Annotated in this window: 20 protein-coding genes; 15 read left to right on the forward strand and 5 right to left on the reverse strand. The window is 67.6% G+C overall.

The genetic code is table 11. The features are described 5' to 3' along the window. Positions 1–8: 8 nt before the first annotated feature. Positions 9–539: a hypothetical protein gene (locus AC1DER_RS14635; RefSeq protein WP_477245330.1), complete on the reverse strand. Its 531-nt coding sequence runs from the start codon at positions 537–539 to the stop codon at positions 9–11. Between the two features lie 269 nt (positions 540–808). On the opposite strand from AC1DER_RS14635, the gene AC1DER_RS14640 reads away from it, so the two are divergent. Beyond that, on the forward strand, positions 809–1,723 hold the full coding sequence (locus AC1DER_RS14640) for an alpha/beta fold hydrolase (RefSeq protein WP_477245329.1): 915 nt from the start codon (positions 809–811) through the stop codon (positions 1,721–1,723). Between the two features lie 10 nt (positions 1,724–1,733). On the opposite strand, the gene AC1DER_RS14645 is transcribed toward AC1DER_RS14640, so the two are convergent. Further along, positions 1,734–2,117 carry a YkgJ family cysteine cluster protein gene (locus tag AC1DER_RS14645; RefSeq protein ID WP_477245327.1) on the reverse strand — a complete coding sequence of 128 codons (384 nt, stop codon included), beginning with the start codon at positions 2,115–2,117 and terminating at the stop codon, positions 1,734–1,736. Between the two features lie 95 nt (positions 2,118–2,212). On the opposite strand from AC1DER_RS14645, the gene oleC reads away from it, so the two are divergent. The 8 genes from oleC (at position 2,213) to AC1DER_RS14685 (ending at position 9,456) form a co-directional block, all read left to right on the forward strand. Continuing rightward, positions 2,213–3,874, forward strand: coding sequence for an olefin beta-lactone synthetase (oleC, locus tag AC1DER_RS14650; RefSeq protein WP_477245325.1), 1,662 nt, complete (start codon positions 2,213–2,215; stop codon positions 3,872–3,874). 88 nt (positions 3,875–3,962) lie between these two features. Continuing rightward, positions 3,963–4,973, forward strand: a complete 1,011-nt coding sequence (gene oleD, locus AC1DER_RS14655; protein ID WP_477245323.1) for a 2-alkyl-3-oxoalkanoate reductase — start codon at positions 3,963–3,965, stop codon at positions 4,971–4,973. A gap of 61 nt (positions 4,974–5,034) precedes the next feature. Further along, positions 5,035–5,193, forward strand: a complete 159-nt coding sequence (locus AC1DER_RS14660) for a DUF1328 domain-containing protein (RefSeq protein ID WP_441815790.1) — start codon at positions 5,035–5,037, stop codon at positions 5,191–5,193. An 89-nt stretch (positions 5,194–5,282) separates the two neighbouring features. Beyond that, the gene (locus AC1DER_RS14665; protein ID WP_477245320.1) at positions 5,283–5,936 is read left to right on the forward strand and encodes a ubiquinone biosynthesis accessory factor UbiJ; all 654 of its coding nucleotides are present in this window, start codon (positions 5,283–5,285) and stop codon (positions 5,934–5,936) included. Next, positions 5,933–7,609, forward strand: coding sequence for a ubiquinone biosynthesis regulatory protein kinase UbiB (gene ubiB / locus AC1DER_RS14670; protein ID WP_441815792.1), 1,677 nt, complete (start codon positions 5,933–5,935; stop codon positions 7,607–7,609). The genes AC1DER_RS14665 and ubiB overlap by 4 nt, the downstream gene beginning before the upstream one ends. A 4-nt stretch (positions 7,610–7,613) precedes the next feature. Beyond that, positions 7,614–8,360, forward strand: coding sequence for a pseudouridine synthase (locus AC1DER_RS14675; RefSeq protein ID WP_477245316.1), 747 nt, complete (start codon positions 7,614–7,616; stop codon positions 8,358–8,360). 9 nt (positions 8,361–8,369) lie between these two features. Further along, entirely contained in the window at positions 8,370–8,789 is a 420-nt protein-coding gene (arfB, locus tag AC1DER_RS14680; RefSeq protein ID WP_477245314.1) for an alternative ribosome rescue aminoacyl-tRNA hydrolase ArfB, read from the forward strand. Between the two features lie 58 nt (positions 8,790–8,847). Beyond that, positions 8,848–9,456 carry a 1-acyl-sn-glycerol-3-phosphate acyltransferase gene (locus tag AC1DER_RS14685; RefSeq protein ID WP_441815795.1) on the forward strand — a complete coding sequence of 203 codons (609 nt, stop codon included), beginning with the start codon at positions 8,848–8,850 and terminating at the stop codon, positions 9,454–9,456. Positions 9,457–9,516: 60 nt separating this feature from the next. On the opposite strand, the gene AC1DER_RS14690 is transcribed toward AC1DER_RS14685, so the two are convergent. Further along, complete coding sequence (locus AC1DER_RS14690; RefSeq protein ID WP_477245312.1) at positions 9,517–10,485, reverse strand: LysR family transcriptional regulator; 969 nt, start codon at positions 10,483–10,485, stop codon at positions 9,517–9,519. A gap of 111 nt (positions 10,486–10,596) precedes the next feature. Between AC1DER_RS14690 and aceB the strand changes: the two genes are divergently transcribed. The 4 genes from aceB to AC1DER_RS14710 all read left to right on the forward strand — a co-directional run bounded on the left by aceB (position 10,597) and on the right by AC1DER_RS14710 (position 17,516). Next, positions 10,597–12,273, forward strand: a complete 1,677-nt coding sequence (aceB, locus tag AC1DER_RS14695) for a malate synthase A (RefSeq protein ID WP_477245310.1) — start codon at positions 10,597–10,599, stop codon at positions 12,271–12,273. Between the two features lie 75 nt (positions 12,274–12,348). Continuing rightward, positions 12,349–13,650: an isocitrate lyase gene (gene aceA, locus AC1DER_RS14700; protein ID WP_441815798.1), complete on the forward strand. Its 1,302-nt coding sequence runs from the start codon at positions 12,349–12,351 to the stop codon at positions 13,648–13,650. Between the two features lie 208 nt (positions 13,651–13,858). Next, complete coding sequence (locus AC1DER_RS14705) at positions 13,859–14,917, forward strand: GGDEF domain-containing protein (RefSeq protein WP_477245306.1); 1,059 nt, start codon at positions 13,859–13,861, stop codon at positions 14,915–14,917. Positions 14,918–14,939: 22 nt separating this feature from the next. After that, complete coding sequence (locus AC1DER_RS14710) at positions 14,940–17,516, forward strand: putative peptide modification system cyclase (RefSeq protein WP_477245304.1); 2,577 nt, start codon at positions 14,940–14,942, stop codon at positions 17,514–17,516. Here AC1DER_RS14710 and AC1DER_RS14715 read toward each other — a convergent pair. Both AC1DER_RS14715 and AC1DER_RS14720 read right to left on the reverse strand, forming a co-directional pair. Further along, on the reverse strand, positions 17,503–17,847 hold the full coding sequence (locus AC1DER_RS14715) for an NHLP-related RiPP peptide (RefSeq protein ID WP_477245302.1): 345 nt from the start codon (positions 17,845–17,847) through the stop codon (positions 17,503–17,505). The genes AC1DER_RS14710 and AC1DER_RS14715 overlap by 14 nt on opposite strands. Positions 17,848–18,030: 183 nt before the next feature. Further along, a complete protein-coding gene (locus AC1DER_RS14720; RefSeq protein WP_477245300.1) occupies positions 18,031–18,372 on the reverse strand; it encodes an NHLP-related RiPP peptide in 342 nt (113 codons plus the stop codon). 117 nt (positions 18,373–18,489) lie between these two features. On the opposite strand from AC1DER_RS14720, the gene AC1DER_RS14725 reads away from it, so the two are divergent. Both AC1DER_RS14725 and AC1DER_RS14730 read left to right on the forward strand, forming a co-directional pair. Beyond that, the gene (locus AC1DER_RS14725; RefSeq protein WP_477245298.1) at positions 18,490–19,668 is read left to right on the forward strand and encodes a putative peptide maturation dehydrogenase; all 1,179 of its coding nucleotides are present in this window, start codon (positions 18,490–18,492) and stop codon (positions 19,666–19,668) included. Between the two features lie 79 nt (positions 19,669–19,747). Further along, a complete protein-coding gene (locus AC1DER_RS14730; RefSeq protein ID WP_477245296.1) occupies positions 19,748–20,203 on the forward strand; it encodes a hypothetical protein in 456 nt (151 codons plus the stop codon). The last annotated feature ends 76 nt before the right edge of the window (positions 20,204–20,279 follow it).

Genomic DNA, 20,279 nt, shown 5'->3' on the forward strand with positions numbered 1-20,279 from the left:
CGAAGCGCCTACAGCGTGGTGATGACCTCGCCGCTGGCCTGACGCAACAGCTCCGCGGCCTGTGTGCGCTGTGCGTGCGACAGGGCATGCACGACCACCGCATAGCGGCCTTCCCTCAGCGCATCCTTGACCTTGAGGATGTACAGGTCGTGGTCGGGACGCAGGGTGACCAGGCCGCCGAACATCAGGCCGGCCACCGCACCAAAGAAGATCACCGCGCCGGCGGCATAGGCCGCGGAATTGACGATGAAAGGCACCTTCAGCGCCCACAGCACGCCGAACAGCGCGGCGCCGAGACCCGCGCCGAGCAGACCCAGCCAGAAGTGCGCACGCAACATGGTCGAGAAAATGCCCTGGCTTTCAGGTTCGAGCTTCTTGCCCGCGCGCTGGTCGTGCGGCGCCACCACCCGGACCTGGCTGTCCTTGAGGTGAAGGGTGCGACGGATGCTGTCGGCCGCCTGCAGTGCCGCGGCCTGGCTGTCGAGGACCGCGGCAACCTTGCTGTTGGAAACCTCGCCGGTGATCACGTGGTCGCTCATGACACGCTCCTGTCGGCTGTCACCGGTTCGCAGTCACCGGTTCGCAGTCATCGGCTCGATCCTCATGCGCATGCAGTTGCGTACCCGTGAATTTGCGGTGATCGCGTCGCCCTTGGCTCATCAATGTGATGCCGGCGTCTGCAGGACGCGCACGGGCGGTCACGGGGAAAGCAGGCAATCGGTGGCCAAATCGCGCACGACTCCCCCGGGCACGGGATAATGGCCGCTTGTTCCGGCTCGCGGCCCTGTGCGAGCGCCATCGAGCCCCCATGACGATCGAACTTCCGCTTCCCGACTACCCCTTCGCCCCGCAGCGCCTCCAGGTCCGCCCGGACGTCTGGATGAGCTACCTCGACGAAGGTCCGAAGGAAGGCGAGGTCGTGGTGATGCTGCACGGCAACCCGTCGTGGAGCTACTACTGGCGCCGGCTCGTGCTCGGCCTGCGCGACCGCTACCGCTGCATCGTCCCCGACCACATTGGCATGGGCCTGTCGGACAAGCCCGATGACGCGGCTGACGCAAAGCCCGGCTATCGCTACACCCTGCAGTCGCGCATCGACGACGTCGAGACGCTGCTGCAGCAGCTGGGCGTGAGCGGCCCGGTGACGCTGGCGGTGCACGACTGGGGCGGCGGCATCGGCTTTGGCTGGGGCCTGAAGCATTCGGCGCAGATCCGCCGGCTGGTCGTGCTCAATACCGGCGCGTTCCCGCTGCCGGCGGCCAAGCCGCTGCCGAAGTCGCTGCGCCTGGGCCGCGATTCGTCCGTGGGGACGGGCCTGATCCGCGGCCTCAATGCCTTCGCCGCCGTCACCGCGCGCGTCGGTGTCGAACAGCCGATGCCGGACGACGTGCGCCGCGCCTACCTGGCGCCGTACGACACCTGGGCCAACCGCATCGCCACCTCGCGCTTTGTCCAGGACATTCCGCTCGGTGAAGGCGACGCTGCCTGGCCGCTGGTGCAGGCCATGGGCCGCAAGCTGCCCGAATACGCCGACCGCCCGGCCTTCATTGGCTGGGGCCTGTGCGACTTCGTCTTCGACAAACACTTCCTCAAGGGCTTCACCGACGCGCTGCCGCAGGCGCAGGTGCATGCATTCGAGGATGCCGGGCACTACGTGCTGGAGGACAAGGGCGACGTGCTGGTGCCGAAGATCCGCAAGTTCCTGGACACGCACCCGCTTTGAGTCCCGCAGGTCACAGGGCCGGCAACGGGTTCTTTGCCGCCTCGCCGACCCCGGCCCAGTCGTCCCGGGTCAGCTCGGGCAGGCCATGCGCCAGGCGCGCCTTGTCGCACTGCGCGCTGGCGGCGCCGAACTCCCACGATGCCGGCACCGCCGCGCACACCGACGGGCGCCGGTCGTGGATGGTGCAGCGGCTGTAACGGCCAATGTCTGCATCCAGCGCAACGCAACTCGGCCGGGCCTGCGAGGTGCCGCGCATGACCCGCTCGTGCGAGCGCAGCGATTCGGTCAGTTCCAGCGGGACGCGCCCGCCGAGTTCCGGGTCGGCCTCGGACCAGTGGAAACTCACGCGGAAGAAGGCGCAGCAGGCGCCGCAGGTCAGGCAGGGGTGTTGCATGGGCGGACAGCGTCCGGAAACAGCAGTTCGGGGTCGCGATTCTGAGGCTTTGCCGGCGCGACGCAAGCGCCGCCCGCACAGGTCAAAATGAACAGATGAACACCCCCTGCAATATCGCCTCCTCGCTGCCATCGCTGGCCGCCCGGTTCCCTGAGCGCATCGCCATGCGCTGCCCCGGCAGCCGCGGGCCGAACGGCCTGGCGCGGTTCGACCTGACCCTGACCTACCGCGAACTGGACCAGCGCAGCGACGCCATTGCCGCCGGGCTGGCCCGCCGTGGCATCGGCCGCGGTACCCGGACGGTGGTGATGGTGCGGCCGTCGCCGGAGTTCTTCCTGCTGATGTTCGCCCTGTTCAAGGCCGGCGCGGTGCCGGTCCTGGTCGATCCGGGCATCGACCGGCGCGCGCTGCGCCAGTGCCTGGACGAAGCGCAGCCGGAGGCCTTCATCGGCATCCCGTTGGCGCAGGTCGCCCGGGTGGTGCTGGGCTGGGCGCGCTCGGCGCGGGTGCGGATCACGACGGGGCGCAGGGCGTGGCTGGCCGATGCGACCCTTGCACGGATCGAGCAGGAGGGGGCCGGCGCAGGTTCGCAGCTGGCGGCAACCGAACCCGACGAAGTCGCCGCGATCCTCTTCACCAGCGGGTCGACCGGCGTCCCCAAGGGCGTGGTCTATCGCCATCGCCATTTCGTCGCCCAGGTGGCGATGCTGCGCGACGCGTTCGGCATCCAGGCCGGTGGCGTGGACCTGCCGACGTTCCCGCCGTTCGCCTTGTTCGATCCGGCCCTGGGGCTGACCTCGGTGATCCCGGACATGGACCCGACCAAGCCGGCCCTGGCCGATCCACGCAAGCTGCACGACGCGATCGCGCGGTTCGGCGTCGACCAGCTGTTTGGTTCGCCGGCGCTGATGGCGGTGCTGGCCGGACACGGCGCACCGCTGCCGACGGTCAAGCGCGTGACGTCCGCCGGCGCGCCGGTTCCGGCCGACGTGGTGGCGAAGATGCGCGAGCTGTTGCCGGAGGACGCCCAGTTCTGGACGCCCTACGGCGCCACCGAATGCCTGCCGGTAGCGGTGATCGAAGGCCGCGAACTGCAGGCCACGCGTGAGGCGACCGAGGCCGGTGCCGGCACCTGCGTCGGCCGCGCGGTTGCGCCCAATGAGGTGCGCATCATCGCCATCAGCGACGAGGCCATCGCGCGGTGGTCGCCGCAGCTCGAAGTCGACGCGGGCGTTGTCGGTGAGATTTCCGTCGCCGGCCCGACCGTCACCGACCTGTACTTCAACCGCGAGGCGCAGACGCGCCTGGCGAAGATCCGCGAGCCGCTGGCCGACGGCAGCGAGCGCATCGTGCATCGCATGGGCGATGTCGGTTACCTCGATGCGCAGGGCCGGCTCTGGTTCTGCGGGCGCAAATCGCATCGCGTCGAAACCGCGCAGGGGCCGCTCTACACCGAGCAGGTCGAACCGGTGTTCAACACCCACCCCGACGTTCGACGCACGGCGCTGGTGGGCGTAGGCCCGCCCGGCGCGCAACGACCGGTGCTGTGCGTGGAGCTGATGAGCGGCGTGGCCGCGGGGCAATGGTCGCGGATCGAAGCCGAGCTGCGCACACTGGGCGCCACCGGCACGCATACGGCCGCAATAGCCGGGTTCGCCCTGCATCCGAAGTTCCCGGTGGACATCCGCCACAACGCAAAAATCGGTCGCGAGAAGCTGGCGCTATGGGCGGCCAGCAGGGTTTACATCGGGACGTGAGAACGGCGTTGGAAACTCCATCAATCAGGCGCAGTACGATGTCGGCCGGACCCGCATTGCGCTGGCCCGGTAAAGACCAAGGCGACGAATGAAGATTCTGGTAACCGGCGGTGGTGGCTTCCTGGGGCAGGTGCTGTGCCGCGGGCTGCGCGCGCGCGGCTATGAAGTGGTGAGCTTCAACCGTGGCCGCTACGACGCGCTCGACCCGATCGGCGTGACCCAGGTCCAGGGCGATCTCGCCCAGCGCGATGCCATCGTCGCCGCTGCGCGTGGCTGCGATGCGGTGTTCCACAACGCCGCCAAGGCCGGCGCCTGGGGCAGCTACCAGAGCTACCACGAGGCCAACGTGGTCGGCACCGACAACGTGCTCGCCGCCTGCCGCGCCCATGGCATCGGCCGCCTGGTCTACACGTCCACGCCGAGCGTGACCCACCGCGCCACCCATCCGGTCGAAGGCGGCACCGCCCAGAACGTGCCCTACGGCGACCATCTCAAGGCGCCGTACGCGGCGACCAAGCAGATTGCCGAACGCGCCGTGATCGCTGCCAACGACACGTCTCTGGCCACCATCGCCCTGCGTCCGCGGCTGATCTGGGGCGTTGGCGACAACCAGCTGCTGCCGCGCCTGGTGGAGCGCGCCAAGGCCGGCCGCCTGCGCTTCGTCGGTGATGGCGAGAACCGCATCGACACGACCTACGTCGACAATGCGGCGCAGGCGCACCTGGATGCGTTCGATCACCTCGCGCCGGGTTCGGCCTGCGCAGGACGCCCCTACTTCATCAGCAACGGCGAACCCCGGACGGTGCGCGAGATCGTCAACGGCCTGCTCGAGGCAGCCGGCGCGCCGGTGGTGACCAAGACCATTCCGTTCCGCGCGGCCTACATCGCCGGCGTGCTCTGCGAGGGTCTGTGGCGTGCGTTGCCGCTGCGGGGCGAACCGCCGATGACGCGCTTCCTCGCCGAGCAGCTGAGCACCACGCACTGGTACGACATGGGACCGGCCAAGCGCGACTTCGGTTACGTGCCGCGCGTGAGCATTCACGAGGGGCTCACCCGGCTGAAGGCCGCATGGACGGAACACGCGGCCGTCACTCACTGAAAACGAATGCCTATGCAGGATCGGCATACACCCATCAGGCGCGAGACGCCGGAGGTTTCCGATGCTGCACTACGCAGTGGTGTTCTTCGTAATCGCGATCATTGCCGCTGTGCTGGGCTTTTCCGGCATTGCCGGCACGGCCAGCAACATCGCCTGGATCCTCTTTGTCGTGTTCCTGATCCTGGCCGTCGTATCGATGCTGCGCGGCAGACGCGTCTGACCTTCCGCATCAGTCCCGAGACTGCAACCCGCGCCGGACGGCCGCCCGTCCGGCGCTGGCATTAGCGGGGGCAGGGCTACAATGAAGGGATGACCGACCCAGCCCCGCCCTCGCCCCTGGCCGCGCTCAAGCCCATCGCCGGGCGCGCCCTGGAAGCCGCGCTCAATCGCGCGCTGGCACTCGACCCCGATACCCGCGACGGACTGCGCACCCTTGACGGGCGCCGCGTTGCCCTGCGTGTGGCCTCGCCGCCGCTGGCGCTGCAGGTGCGCGTGGCCGGCGAGCGGCTCGAAGTCGGGCCGATCGAAGACGAGGGCGAGCCGGACCTGTCGGTGCGCAGCACCCTGGGTGGGCTCCTCTCGCAGCTGCCGTTCCTGCGCAACGACGACGCACCCCCCGTAGGCAAGCTGCGCATCGAAGGCGACGCCGACCTGGCGCGCCGACTGCAGCGGCTGGCCGAGCGCTTCGATCCCGACTGGCAGCAGCCGTTCGTCCGTGTCTTCGGCGAGATCCTGGGCGTGCAGATCGCCAACTCGATGGCCGCGGGCCTGCGCCATGCCCGCGGCGCCGCCGGCGCCTTCGCCGGCAATGCCGCCGAGTACGTCACCGAGGAGTCGCGCGACGTGATCCCGCGCGAGGAACTCAACGCCTTCCACGACGACGTCGATACCCTGCGCGACGATGTCGAACGCCTGGCCGCGCGCGTGGGGCGCCTGCGTATGCGCGCCGGGGGCGACGCATGAAGCCGGTGTTCCGTGCATGGCGCATCGGCCGGGTGCTGTTGCGGTATCGCCTCGACGATCTTCTCGACGACACGCCGGTCGAGCCGTGGCTCAAGGTCGCGCGTCCGTTCGTCCCGCGCGCCTCGCGCGAGATCGCCGCGATGTCGCGCGGTGCGCGCTTGCGCCTGGCGCTGCAGGAGCTGGGCCCGATCTTCGTCAAGTTCGGGCAGATCCTGTCCACGCGCCGCGACCTGGTGCCGCCAGACGTTGCCGAGGAACTGGCGCTGCTGCAGGACCGCGTCGCACCGTTCGACGGCGAGGCGGCCCGCCTGATCGTCGAGCGCGCGCTCGAGCGCCCGGTCAGCGAAGCGTTCGCGCAGTTCGACACCTGCCCGCTGGCCTCGGCCTCGATCGCCCAGGTGCACGCGGCGACGCTGCCGCCGGATGCCAACGGCGTGTCGCGCGAGGTCGTGGTCAAGGTGCTGCGGCCGAACATCGAAAAGCAGATCACGGGCGACATCGCGCTGCTCAAGGTCGTGGCCGGCATCGTCGATCGCACCCACCCGAGCGCGGACAAGATCCGCCCGCGTGCGATTGTCGAAGAGATCGAGAACACCCTCGCCGCCGAGCTCGACCTGCAGCGCGAGGGCGCCAACGCCAGCGTGCTGCGCCGATTCTGGGCCGACAGCGATGACCTGTACGTGCCCGAGGTGATCTGGTCGCACACCGCCGAGCGCGCATTGACACTGGAGCGCGTGCGTGGCATCCCGTCCGACGACATCGCCGCGCTCGATGCCGCCGGCATCGACCGTCACGCACTCGCCGCCAAGGGCGTGCGCGTGTTCTACACGCAGGTGTTCCGCGACAACTTCTTCCACGCCGACGCCCACGCCGGCAACATCTGGGTCGACAGCGACCCGGCGCGGCGCAACAACCCGCGTTTCATCGCGCTCGACTTCGGCATCATGGGCCAGCTCTCCGACGAGGATCAGTACTACCTCGCCGAGAACTTCATGGCGATCTTCAACCGCGACTACCGCCGCATCGCCGAGCTGCACGTGCGCGCCGGCTGGATGCCGTCGCACATCCGCATCGATGAACTCGAAGCGGCCGCGCGCGCGGTCTGCGAGCCGTACTTCACCCGCCCGCTCAGCGAGATCTCGCTGGCCGAAGTGCTGCTCAAGCTGTTCCGCACCGCGCAGCGCTACGAGCTGACCCTGCAGCCGCAGCTGATCCTGCTGCAGAAGACGCTGCTCAACATCGAAGGGGTCGGTCGCCTGCTCGATCCAAAGCTCGACATCTGGGCGGTCGCACGGCCGGTGCTGTCGAAGATCCTGATCGAGCGCTACAGCCCGCAGCGCCTGGCCAGCGAGTTCCGCAAGCGCCTGCCGGAACTGGTGACGCACGCACCGGAGATGCCGCGCCTGCTGCACGCCTGGCTGACCCAGCAGGTGGAAGGCAAGTCCGAACTGCACCTGCATTCGCACGACCTGGCCGAACTCAACCGTTCGATCCGCTCGGCCCAGCGCCGCACCGTCGCCGCCGTGCTCGGTATCGGCCTGCTGATCTGCGCCACGGTGCTGTACGGCCTGGAAGCCGGCGGCCCGCGCATGTGGTCGATCCCGGCAGCGGCATGGATCGCCGGCCTCGGTGGCGTGTGGGCCCTGCTGGCCGCGTGGCCCCGCCGGAACTAGTCCAATGAGCGCCCCATCGCTTCCCGACTGCCTGCCGCCATCGCAGGAGCTGGAAGCCCTCGACATCCTGTACGTCGACGAGCAGCTGGCCGTGGTCAACAAGCCCGCCGGCCTGATGGTCCACGACAGCGCGCTGGCGCGCGGCGAGACCGACTTCGCCGCCGATCGCCTGCGCGAGCAGTTCGGCAAGCCGATCTTCCTGGTCCATCGCCTCGACCGCGCCACCAGCGGCTGCCTGCTGCTGGCGTTCGATCGCGACTCCGCCTCTGCGCTGGGCAAGGTGCTCATGTCGCGCGAGGTCGAGAAGGATTACTGGGCGATCTGCCGCGGCTGGCCCGACGAGCGCTTCGTCGTCGACTACCCGCTCGACGGCGGCCCGGGCAAGCCGCTGAAGAAGCCGGCCATCACCCGCTTCGACCGGCTGGCGACGACCGAGCTCGAGCTGCCGTCGGCGAACTTTCCGACCTCGCGCTACGCCTTGTTGCGCGCGCAGCCCGAGACCGGCCGCTTCCGCCAGATCCGCCGTCATCTCAAGCACCTCTCGCACCACATGATCGGCGACACCAGTCACGGCGACGGTCGCCACAACCGCCAGTTCCGCATGCTCGGCATCCATCGCATGCTGCTGCACGCGCGTCGCCTGGCGTTCGTGCATCCGCTCGATGGGCGGCGCATCGAAGTGGTCGCGCCGGTCGATGCGGAGTTCGCCAAGGCGCTGGCGCTGTTCGGCGATTCGCAGCCGGATTGGTAAAGTTGCGCCATGCTCGAGATCAGCGACAACCTGGCCATCCCTGACGACGAACTGGTCGAGCGTTTCGTGCGCTCGTCCGGGCCGGGTGGCCAGAACGTCAACAAGGTCGCCACCGCGGTCGAACTGCGCTTCGACCTGGCCGGCTCGCCGTCGCTGCCCGAACCGGTGCGGACGCGCTTGCTGGCCAAGCGCGACCGCCGCATCACCGACGAAGGCGTGCTGGTGATCAGCGCCCAGCGCTTTCGCACCCAGGACCGCAACCGCGAGGATGCACGCGAACGCCTTGCCGCCTTCATCAGCACCGGGCTGGTCGCGCCGACGCCACGCGTGGCCACCCGGCCAACCCGCGCATCCAAGGAACGCCGCCTCAGCGGCAAGCGCGAACGCGGTACGATCAAGCGCGGTCGTGTCGTCCGCGATTGGGACTGACGCAACCGCGACCGACGACCGCACAGCACGATGAAAGCGCACCAGCCACGAGGGGCCAATGGCCGAGACTGACGACCAACGGGTGTTGACGCTGCCGCCGAGCGCGCCGCGGGTCAAACCCAATGCCTTCACCCGTTGGCTCGGCCGCGCCATCCTCCACGCCGGTGGTTGGCGCATGGTCGGTGCGTTCCCCGACATCCCGCGCCTGGTCCTGATCGGCGCGCCGCATTCGTCCAACTGGGACGGCATCTGGGGCTTCGCCGCGAAGATGGCGATGGGCCTGGACCTGAAGGTGCTGGGCAAGGACTCGTTATTCAAGCTGCCGGTGATGGCCGCGCTGATGCGTCGCCTGGGCGTGATCCCCGTGGACCGCAAGGCCGCCCATGGCGTGGTCGAGCAGGCGGCGCGGATGATCCGCGAAGCCGACAGGCTCTGGTACGCGCTGGCGCCGGAAGGCACGCGCAAAGTGGTGGAGCGCTGGAAGCCCGGCTTCTGGCGCATCGCCAAGTCCGCCGCCGTGCCGGTGGTGCCGGCGTACTTCCACTACGGCCAGAAAGTGATCGGCATCGGGCCGCCGTTCCACCTGGGTGAGGACTTCGACACCGACCTCCACCGCATCCGCAGCTGGTACCGCGGCGTCTCGAAGGGCAAGAACCACGATGCCTGACGCTGTCTCCCTCCCTTCCGTGAAGCGGAGGAGAGGGCCGGGGAGGGGTCAGCTTTTTACCTATCTCTCCGACTGCCCGGTCGAGTAATAGTCCTCGCGCTCAAACAGCGCCGGCTTTATTAATTCTGTAAATGCCCGGGCCTGTGGTGATAAATATTTGCCCTTGCGGACCACCACGCCATAGGTCCGGGACGGGAAATACTCCGCCAACGACCGTGCCGACAGCCGCTCGCGGTCGGCCTCGGTCAGGCAGATCGCCGTGACGATGCTGATCCCCAGGCCCATGGCCACGTACTGCTTGATCACCTCCCAGCCGCCGACCTCGAGCGCGACGGTGTAGGGCACCCGGTTCTGCTGGAACACCAGGTCGATCAGGCGGTAGGTGGTCAACCGCTGCGGCGGCAGGATCAGGCCATAGGGCGACAGGTCCTGCAGGTGCAGGTCTTCCTTGTGGGCCAGCGGGTGGTCGCGCGGCGTGATCAGCATCGGCTCGAAGCGGTAGACCGGCTCATAGCTAAGGTCGGCCGGGACGTCGAGCATCGAGCCCACCGCCAGATCCACTCCGTCCGAGCGCAGCAGGTCGAGACCACCGGCGCCGGTGACGTTGTGCAGCGTCAGCCGCACCTCCGGATGAGTGGCACGGAAGGCTTCGACGATCCGCGGCAACAGATACAGGATCGTCGAACTGCCGGCGGCGACATTGAGCTCGCCCGCATCCAGGCCGCGGATCTTCTCCAGGAACACCGAATCCAGGGCGTCCAGGCCCTCCACCAGCGGTCGCGCCAGCTCGTAGAGCTCCTGGCCCTCGCGGGTGAGGGTGACCCGGCGCCCGCTGCGCTCCAGCAGCCGAATCCCCAGCTCCCGCTCCAGCGCCTGCAATTGCAGGGTCACTGCCGGCTGGCTCAGGTACAGCGCCTCAGCCGCGCGTGAGACCGAGCCGAGGCGAGCGGTCTGGCAGAACGCACGCAGGGGCTTGAGGCGGTCTCCCTTGTAGGCGAACCGCGGGCTGCTGGGCGGCTGAGTGGCCATTGGTTTCAACGCGTATTAAGGAATCTAATGATTAGCATTGAAAAATCTTGATTGTCAAATAACACACGCCGCCGCATGGTGACCTTCCAAGGTGACCAAGGAGTTACAGGCATGTCGGCAGTGATGGCCAAGCGGCAAGACGGCGAGACGAAGGGGGGAAACGAGGGCGCTATTGAGGTCCTGGCCCAGACCGAGGGCCAGGACCGTGTGTTGACCCCCGCTGCACTCCGGTTCCTCGCCGGACTTCATCGCCGTTTCGAGTCGGCGCGCCAGGCCCGACTGACCGCCCGCGCCGAACACCAGGCCTTCTTCGACGCGGGCGGCCTGCCCGACTTCCGCGCCGACACGGCCGGCATCCGCAACGGCAACTGGAAGGTCGCACCGTTGCCGCAGGCCCTGCTCGACCGCCGCGTCGAGATCACCGGACCGGTCGATCCGAAGATGGTCATCAACGCGCTCAACTCCGGCGCGACGGTCTACATGGCCGACTTCGAGGACAGCACCTCGCCGACCTGGGACAACCTCATCGCCGGCCAGCGCGCGCTGATCGACGCGGTCGCCGGCACCCTGGAGTTCACCGCTGCCGGTGCCGATGGCACGCCCGGCAAGCACTACACCCTGCGTCCCTTCGAGGAGCAGGCAGTGCTCATGGTCCGCCCGCGGGGCTGGCACCTCGACGAGAAGCATGTCCGCATCGACGGCGTGCCGATGTCGGGCAGCCTGTTCGACGCCGGCCTGTTCGCTTTCCACAACTCGGACGTGCTCGCCGCGAAGGATCGCGGACCCTATTTCTATCTCCCCAAGCTGCAGTCGATGGAAGAGGCGCAGCTGTGGAACGACGTGCTCGGCCACATCGAACACGAGCTGCGCCTGGCGCCGGGCCAGATCAAGGTCACGGTGCTGATCGAGACGCTGCCGGCCGTGTTCGAGATGGACGAGATCCTGCACGCGCTGCGCAACCGTATCGCCGGCCTCAACTGCGGCCGCTGGGACTACGTCTTCTCGTACATCAAGACCTTCCGCCGGCACCGCGACAAGGTGCTGCCCGAGCGCGCCCAGGTCACCATGACCCAGCCGTTCCTCAAGGCCTACTCGGAACTGCTGATCCAGACCTGCCACAAGCGCGGCGCCCACGCGATGGGCGGCATGGCCGCGCAGATCCCGATCAGCGGCGACGAAGCCGCGAACGAAGTCGCCATGGCCAAGGTCCGCGCCGACAAGCTGCGTGAAGTCACCGCCGGCCACGACGGCACCTGGGTCGCGCACCCGGCGCTGATACCGCTGGCACGCGAGATCTTTGACGAACGCATGCCCACGCCGAACCAGCGGCACGTGCTGCGCGAAGACGTGTGGGTCACCCGCGACGACCTGATCAAGCCTTCGCTCGGCACGATCAGCCGCGCCGGCTTCGAAGGCAATGTCGAAGTCTGCGTTCGCTACCTCGCCGCCTGGCTCGACGGAAACGGCTGCGTGCCGATCCACTGGCTGATGGAGGACGCGGCCACCGCAGAGATCGCCCGCACCCAGCTGTGGCAGTGGCTGCATCACGCCGATCAGCCGGTCGGCCGAGTGCCTCCCGGGGACGGCCTGCACCTCGACGACGGCACGCAGGTCGATTTCGCCCTGCTCGAACGCGCCTTCATCAATCTGCCCGGCCGCCTCGGCGACCGCGCGCGCATGCCCGGCGCGAGCCGCATCAACGAAGCGATCGGCGTGCTTGATCGCCTGACCCACGCGGAGGTGCTGGAGGACTTTCTGACCCTGCCGGCCTACGCACGTCTTGATTGACGCAGTTGCAACCCATCCCCACCCAACCCTCCCCTTGAAGGGGAGGGCTCCAAGAAAAGAGCAGAGGGCACCGCCATGACCACCGCACTGCAGACCGCTGAACAACTCCGTCACGACTGGGCCAACAACGCGCGCTGGGCCGGCATCGACCGCCCCTACTGCGCCCAGGACGTCGTGCGCCTGCGCGGCACCGTGCCGGTGGAGCACACCATCGCCAGGCTCGGCGCCAACAAGCTGTGGGCCTCGCTGCACAGCGAGCCGTTCGTCAACGCGCTCGGCGCGCTGACCGGCAACCAGGCGATGCAGCAGGTCAAGGCCGGCCTCAAGGCGATCTACCTGTCGGGCTGGCAGGTTGCGGCCGATGCCAACATCGCCGGCGAGATGTACCCCGACCAGTCGCTGTACCCGGCCAACTCGGTGCCGCAGGTCGTGCGCCGCATCAACAACACCCTGCTGCGCGCCGACCAGATCCAGTGCGCCGAGGGCAGCGGCGACATCGACTTCCTGCAGCCGATCGTGGCCGATGCCGAAGCCGGCTTCGGCGGCGTGCTCAATGCCTTCGAGCTGATGAAGGGCATGATCGAGGCCGGCGCCTCCGGCGTGCACTTCGAGGACCAGCTGGCCAGCGTCAAGAAGTGCGGCCACATGGGCGGCAAGGTGCTGGTGCCGACGCGCGAGGCAGTCGAGAAGCTCGTCGCCGCACGCCTGGCCGCCGACGTCATGGGCGTGCCGACGCTGATCGTCGCCCGCACCGACGCCGAAGCCGCCGACCTCATCACGTCCGACATCGACCCGAACGACGAACCCTTCATCACCGGCGAGCGCACCGTCGAGGGCTTCTTCAAGACCAGGAACGGCCTCGACCAGGCCATCAGCCGCGGCCTCGCCTATGCACCGTACGCAGACCTGGTGTGGTGCGAGACTGGCAAGCCCGACCTGGAGTTCGCACGCAAGTTCGCCGAAGCGATCCACGCGAAGTTCCCGGGCAAGCTGCTGGCCTACAACTGCTCGCCGAGTTTCAACTGGAAGAAGAACCTCGACGACGCCACCATCGCGAAGTTCCAGAAGGAAATCGCGACCTACGGCTACAAGTTCCAGTTCATCACCCTGGCCGGATTCCACAGCCTCAACTACGGCATGTTCAACCTCGCCCATGGCTATGCGCGCCGCCAGATGAGCGCGTTCGTCGAGCTGCAGGAAGCCGAGTTCGCCGCGGCCGACAAGGGCTTCACCGCAGTCAAGCACCAGCGCGAAGTCGGTACCGGCTACTTCGATGCGGTGACCCAGACCATCCAGGGTGGCAAGTCCTCGACGACGGCGCTGAAGGGGTCGACCGAGGAAGAGCAGTTCCACGAAAAGCGCGCCGCGGCCGCCTGAGAAAAAGTCTCGGTTGCCGCTCCCTCCCCGGTGAGAAATGCCGGGGAGGGCTGGTTTTCAGGCCTTTCCCGAGCATCCCGGGCCCAGTCAGCGCGCCATGTCGCCCGGTGGCACGGCACCGGGCGCTCGACCTCCCGGCGGCCTTTTCAGCGTTGTATTTCGCGTTCAGGTGCTATTCTCCAGCCTCACCACGGACCGGGATCGTGGGATGAATCGCGACAGCGCGGCGTTGATGCAACCCCGCGAACCAATCATCGCAGGCAGTCCCAGCACGGCGTCGGCGGATGTGGCGACGGCGGTGCTTACCGATTCGGAATACGAACTGTTCGCCGAGATCGGCCGTCCGCGACGCGTCGAGGAAGGGCAGCTGCTGTTCCGTCGCGGCGAACTGGGCACCACCATGTTCGTGATCGCGCGAGGTGTCATCGATCTGGACTTCGGCGAGGACCTCGTCGGCAAGCGCCTGGGTCCGTGCGAATTCTTTGGCGAACTGGGCCTGCTGATCGGCGACCACGTCCGCAGCGCCGATGCCGTCGCCGCCAGCGATGGCCTGCTGATCGAACTGCGCCATGAGGAATTCCAGCGCCTGGTCGATCGCGACCCGGGCCTGGTCTCGTACTTCCTGCGCCGCGCCATCCTGCGCGTGGTGCTCAACGAACAAAGCCTGATCCGCCGCCTGCGCCGCCGCAACGAGGAACTCGAGTCCGCACTCGACAGCCTCTACGCCGCCACCCACCAGCTCAACCAGACCGAGGAACTGGTCCGCACCGACGAGCTGACCAGCCTCTACAACCGCCGCGGCCTGACCCTGCACCTGCAGGAGTACCGCAAGCTCGGCATGCCGCGGGCGATGGGCCTGCTGCTGATCGACTGCGACCGCTTCAAGCAGGTCAACGACGACCACGGCCACCTGATCGGCGATCGCGTGCTGCAGGGCGTGGCCAACATCCTGCGCTCGGTCGCCGGCCCCGACGACCTCGCCTGCCGCCTTGGCGGCGACGAGTTCTGCCTGCTGGTGGTCGCCGACAACCGCGAAGAGGTGATGCGTTTCGCCGATTTCATCGTCTCCACTGCCCAGGGCCTCATGCAGATGGTGCATGGCGCCCCGTTGATGTGCCCGCTCAGCGTCGGCGCCTGCCTGGTCGACCCGGAAAAAGACTGGAACGACTGGTATGCGCGCGCCGATGCCGCCCTTTACCGCGCCAAGCGCATGGGCGGCAATCGAGTGCAATGGCAGGACCACGATGCGGAACTGACCTCGGCCTAGGCCGAAGAGGAACGCCCCAGCGATGAATGAGATGACCCATCGCCCGACCATCGATGCGCCGCAGCTGCGCACGTTGCTGTTGACCGACCTGTGCGACTCGACCAGCCTGGTCGAGCGCATTGGCGACGTCGAGGCGGCGACGCTGTTCCGCGACCACGACCGGCTCGTGCTGGATCTCCAGCAGCGCTGGCGCGGCCGCCTGATCGACCGCTCCGACGGCCTGCTGCTGATGTTCGAGCGGCCCATCGACGGCCTCGGCTTCGCCCTCGACTACGTCCGCAGCCTGGAAGTGATGAGCGCCGCGCGCGGCATGGAGCTCAAGGCCCGCGCCGGCCTGCACGTCGGAGAAGTGCTGACCTGGCGCAATACCGACGAAGCCGTGCTCGCCGGTGCCAAGCCGCTGGAAGTCGAAGGCCTGGCCAAGCCGATGGCCGCGCGCCTGATGTCGATGGCCCGCCCCGGCCAGATCCTGCTGTCATCCGTCGCCGAGCCGTTGGCGCATCGCGCCGCGCGCGAGCTGGGCGAACGCGGCCAGCAGCTGCTGTGGAAATTGCACGGCCGCTGGCGCTTCAAGGGCGTGCCCGAGAGCCAGCAGATCTACGAGGTCGGCGAACCCGGCATCGCCCCGCTGCGGATGCCGCCGAACACGCCCAAGGCCTGGCGCGACATCCCGCTGTGGCGCCGCCCGGCATCGCTGGTGGCCGAGGCGGCCGTGGTCGCCCTGTTCGGCGTCGGCATCTGGTTCATGACCCGGCCAGCCCCGGCGATCGCCTTCAACCAGCGCGACTGGGTGGTGGTGGCGGACCTGCGCAACCTGACCGGGCAGAGCGTGCTCGACGATTCGCTGGAGCAGGCGTTCCGGATAAGCCTGGAGCAGTCACGGTATGTGAATGTGCTCAGCGATCTGAAGGCGCGTGACACGCTGGCGCGGATGCAGCTGAAGCCGGACACCGCGCTGGATCGCGCGATTGCTTCGGAGATTGCGCTTCGTGATGGCGCGCGGGCGGTGATCCTGCCAACCGTTGCTGAAGTCGGCGGCAAAGTTCGGGTCAGCGCCGAGGTGATTGATCCGCATACCCAGACTACGGTCTATGCCAAGACCGCTGACGGTGCAGGCGTGGACTCGACGCTCGCGTCCATCGACGATGTAACCGCCTCGCTGCGCGAGACGCTCGGCGAGACGATCGAATCCATTCAGCAGGATTCGGCGCCGCTTCCGCAGGTAACGACCGGCAACCTCGACGCGTTGCGAGCTTTCGCACTTGGCCAGAAGGCATACGGCGAGCGGCTGTACGACGATGCCATGCGGTACTACGCACGGGCCACTGAGCTCGACCCCAAGTTCGCATTGGCCTGGTTGGGCCAGGTGCGCGTTCAGGTCGCCCGCATGCAGGCGCCCAAGGCGGTAGCGCCCCTCCGTAGTGCGCAAGCATTGCGCGCGCGCTTGCCGCCGAGAGAGGCGCTTTACCTCGATGCTTGGGGTGCGCGCTTCGATGCCCCAGAGACTGCAACCGGGAAATGGATGGAGCTGGCACGTTTGTACCCGGACTTCGGGCCGGGACAGAGCAATGCCGCGCTTTGGCTCCTTGCGGATAATCGATTCCGAGAAGCCCTGACCTTCGCCAGAGTAGCTGCGAAGCTTCCTCAGCCGGACACCGTGATCGACGTAGACGCACAGGGTCGTGCGCATCTCGCGCTCGGGGAATATGCCCAGGCAACCCAGGCATTCGATGACGCGATCGCGCGTGGAAACAGTGGCAGCCTGCGCCGAAAGCTGGCCGTAGAGGCAGCCCAGCGTCAATACGACAAAGCGGCCGTTATCGAAAGCAAACTGGAAGCAGACGATCGCCATGCGTATCAGGAACGCTTGAGCATGGCCGTGGATCGTGCCAACTGGGCACAGGCCAAGGCGTTGGCTGCGAAAGCGGGCGCCCTTGCAAAGGGAACGGGATTCGACAGCCGCGCATTTCTACTCCCAGGAGCGGTGTCCGACTGGCTCTCAGGTAATCGCCAAAGCGCACTGACCTCGGTCCACAAGGCGGCGGAGGGTGCCTTTTCGGCGCTTGCCCAGGACTACGATGCGGACGCTGAAAGTGACGCAATGCTGGCCCTGCTGTCTGCGCTCATCGCGCAGCGTATGGGGGATCGCTCGCTGGATGCCCGCGCGCTGGCTGCGGTGGGTAAGCATCAGGTCGCTTCGACCACACGCGTCAGGGAGTTGTCGACCGTGCTGCGCGCCGAAGGAGCTCGTCGCGACGGACGGCCGACAGATGCGATCGCCATGCTTCTCCCGTTGGTGACCGGGAGGGAGCGATATCAGACGCACGTTGCCCTAATGGAGGCCTACACGGATGCGGGCCAGAGCGGGCCTGCGCTGGAGCAGGCCCGTTGGTTGCAGCAGCACCGCGGTCTCGCCTACGCCGAGATTGAATGCGGCATCTGCGTGCAGGCCCTAAATGTTGCCGACAGCAACCTCGCCGCGTTGCGGGAGGCAGAGGCGCTCAAGCAGCACGGGCACGCGAGCGATGGGAGCGAAGTCACTAAGCATCTCGCTCCCGCTTGGACGCATGCTCCGCGCCATTCGCCTACTTCAGGGTGAAGCGAGCCTCGGCTGTGCGGGCGTCGAGCTTGGGGGTGGTCTGATTCAGGCCGCGCGTCAGCATCGCGAGAATCTCCTCTCGGGCCCCGGCAATGGCTTCCTTGGGCGCCAGTTCCTGCACCTTGCAGTCACGAAATGCTTCGGGCTGAGCGGAAGGCAGCAGGCCGCAAGCGGTCATCTGGCCCGCGTCAGGCGACTCGTAGCCGATGGAAACCAGTGCCGCGATGTGGTCGTTCTGGAAGCGCGCGCGGAACAGATCATCGGTGCTAAGCAGGTCCAGGAGCCGACGAGCGATCGTCGGATCCAGCGGTGCGGTCAGTGCCTTGTTCATCCCCGTTTCCCCCTCATAGGCCCGTGGCAGGCCGTGATGGCGCAATCTAACCGCCTGTGCCGTTCGTCACAACCTGCATGGTCGCCGGGGGCGGGATCTAGAAAGGGCACCAGTAATAGGCCGGTGCCCCCGCGTGGCTGACCCATCGGCCTGATACTCCCTGCCGCGATCAACCTGTTTGAATCAATTCCGCACCCGCCCCGGGATACTTGTGTCGAGCTGTGGAGTGGTTTGACTCAAGCCACTCAGCAGCATCGAACGGATTTCATTTCGGGCTTCGGCAATCTGCTTCTTGGATGCCAAGCTGATGCCGAAGAAGCACATCGGCCACTCTTCCCCTGCTGGAGGGGCAAAGCCAATGCTTGCCAAGGCTTCCTGCGGGCTCTGCTGGAACTGCAGTCGAAACGCATCATCGGTACTCAACAGCGCCAGCAACCGATCCGCGACGACAGGATCGAAAGGGGCAGTGCGGGGTTTCGCTTCGACCGGACGGACAGAACTGCTCACATCGACAGCTAGCTGCATGACGATCCCTCGTTAGGTGGCAGTGACCGGCACCCGAGCGGGTGCCGAGCAGGCACGCTCCTTCCGCCCCGGGCCGGTTGCAAGCAAAGTAGTCGCTTCGACCTTTGGGGGCTGGGGATGCGTATCCGTCGTTGTGCCGTGCTGTTCCTCGAGCCTCGTGAGCAGACCGAATTCGACCTGGCCGTGCTGCTGGGCGGCGGTGACGGTCTGCGCCGCGACCGCCGCTGGCTGGCGCTGGCGCCACACTTGGGCACGGAGGTCGAAGTGGACGCTTCCGAGCGCGAATTGCTGGGCGACCTGAGCCCCGGCCAGTGGATCGACGACGCCGGCATCGCCGACCGCACCGCCGTGGAGCGGTTGCTCGCCGAAGGGCTGTTGGTCAGCGACGCCCCTGCCCATTCCGCCATGCGCGCACGCGACGAAGCCCTGCGCGGTACCTATTGGCATCCGCTCGCCGCCACGCTGCATGCCTTCACCCGCTGGAGCGAGGTGAACACCGTGCAGAACTCCAAGGACAGCGGCACCGAGACCGCGGTGCAGATGCGCCAGGTCCTCGGCGTCCCGCCGGTCGAAGCCGCCAGCCGCGCCGATGCCTCGACCCTGAGGCCGCTGCCCCGCATCGCCCCGACCGCTTTCGACGACCTGCTCGCCCGTCGCGCCACCTGCCGCAATTTCGATCCCACCCGCAAGGTGCCCTACGAGCTGTTCGCGCAGCTGCTGCAGCGGGTGTTCGCCGCCCAGGCCCAGGTGCGGGTCAGCGACGACCTGGTGTTCCTCAAGAAGAACGTGCCCTCCGGCGGCGGCCTGCACCCGATGGAGTGCTACCTGATCGTCCAGCATGTTGAAGGCGTCGAGCCGGGGCTGTACCACTACCAGGCGCACGAGCACGCGCTGGAGCCGCTGGCCGGGCCGGACAAGCCGCTGCGCGAGTTCGTGATGGGCATGGTCGCCCAGCAGCACTGGTTCGCCGACGCCCACGTGGTCGTGCTGCTGTCGCCGCGCTTCGACCGCACGTTCTGGAAGTACCGCCACCACGCCAAGGGCTACCGCGTGGTCGCGCTGGAGGGCGGGCACCTGTCGCAGACCCTCTATCTGTCGGCGACCGAGGCCGGGCTGGGCGCGTTCATCACCGGCGCGATCAACGAGGTCGAGCTGGAGCAGGCGTTCGGCCTGGACCCCATCCACCAGGGGGCCCTGGCCATCTGCGGCTTCGGCTGGCGCGGGCAGGTCATGGAAACGGCCGAACTGGACCCGGCCGGGGCGGTCTGGGTGGCCGCCGCCGCCCCTGAGAATTGACCTCATCGACAACACCCGCCGGCCCGGCTAGCTTATCCATGGGGCCCAAGGGGGGCCTGGTACCAATAGGGGATCACCAATGCGTTTCGTTTTGTTTGCCGCGCTCGCGCTGGCATCGTTCACCGCGGCTGCGGACGGCAACGCAGCGCCGAAGTCGCTCGATATCGTTGCCATCACGACGCAACAGAAGCAGATCCAGCAGGACATCATTGCCCAGCGCGGTCCCTACAAGGACCTGCCGGACACCACCCGCGTAGAACTGCTGTCGCGCCAGGCAACCATGATGCGGATGCTCGATGGCAAGGCGTCGGAAAGCGAGCTGAGCCAGGACCAGCGGGCGGAAGTGTTCAACACCCTGGAGTGGATGGAAGTGGCCATCAACCGGGAGAGCGACGACGAGCGCATGATCTGCCGTCGCGAGAAGCCGCTGGGCAGTACCCGCACCGAGCGGATCTGCCGTACGGCGGCCCAGGAACGCGAGGCCAAGGACCGCGCCCGCGAAGACTTCGAGAACCTGAACAACTTCAAGCGCTGAAGCTTGCTGGGCCCCGGCCACAGGCCCGGGGCCCACGCCTGCGGGCGGTTGTTGGCTCCGGGGAGGTGGCGTAATG

The sequence above is a fragment of the Lysobacter sp. 05T417 genome (genome assembly GCF_056396405.1).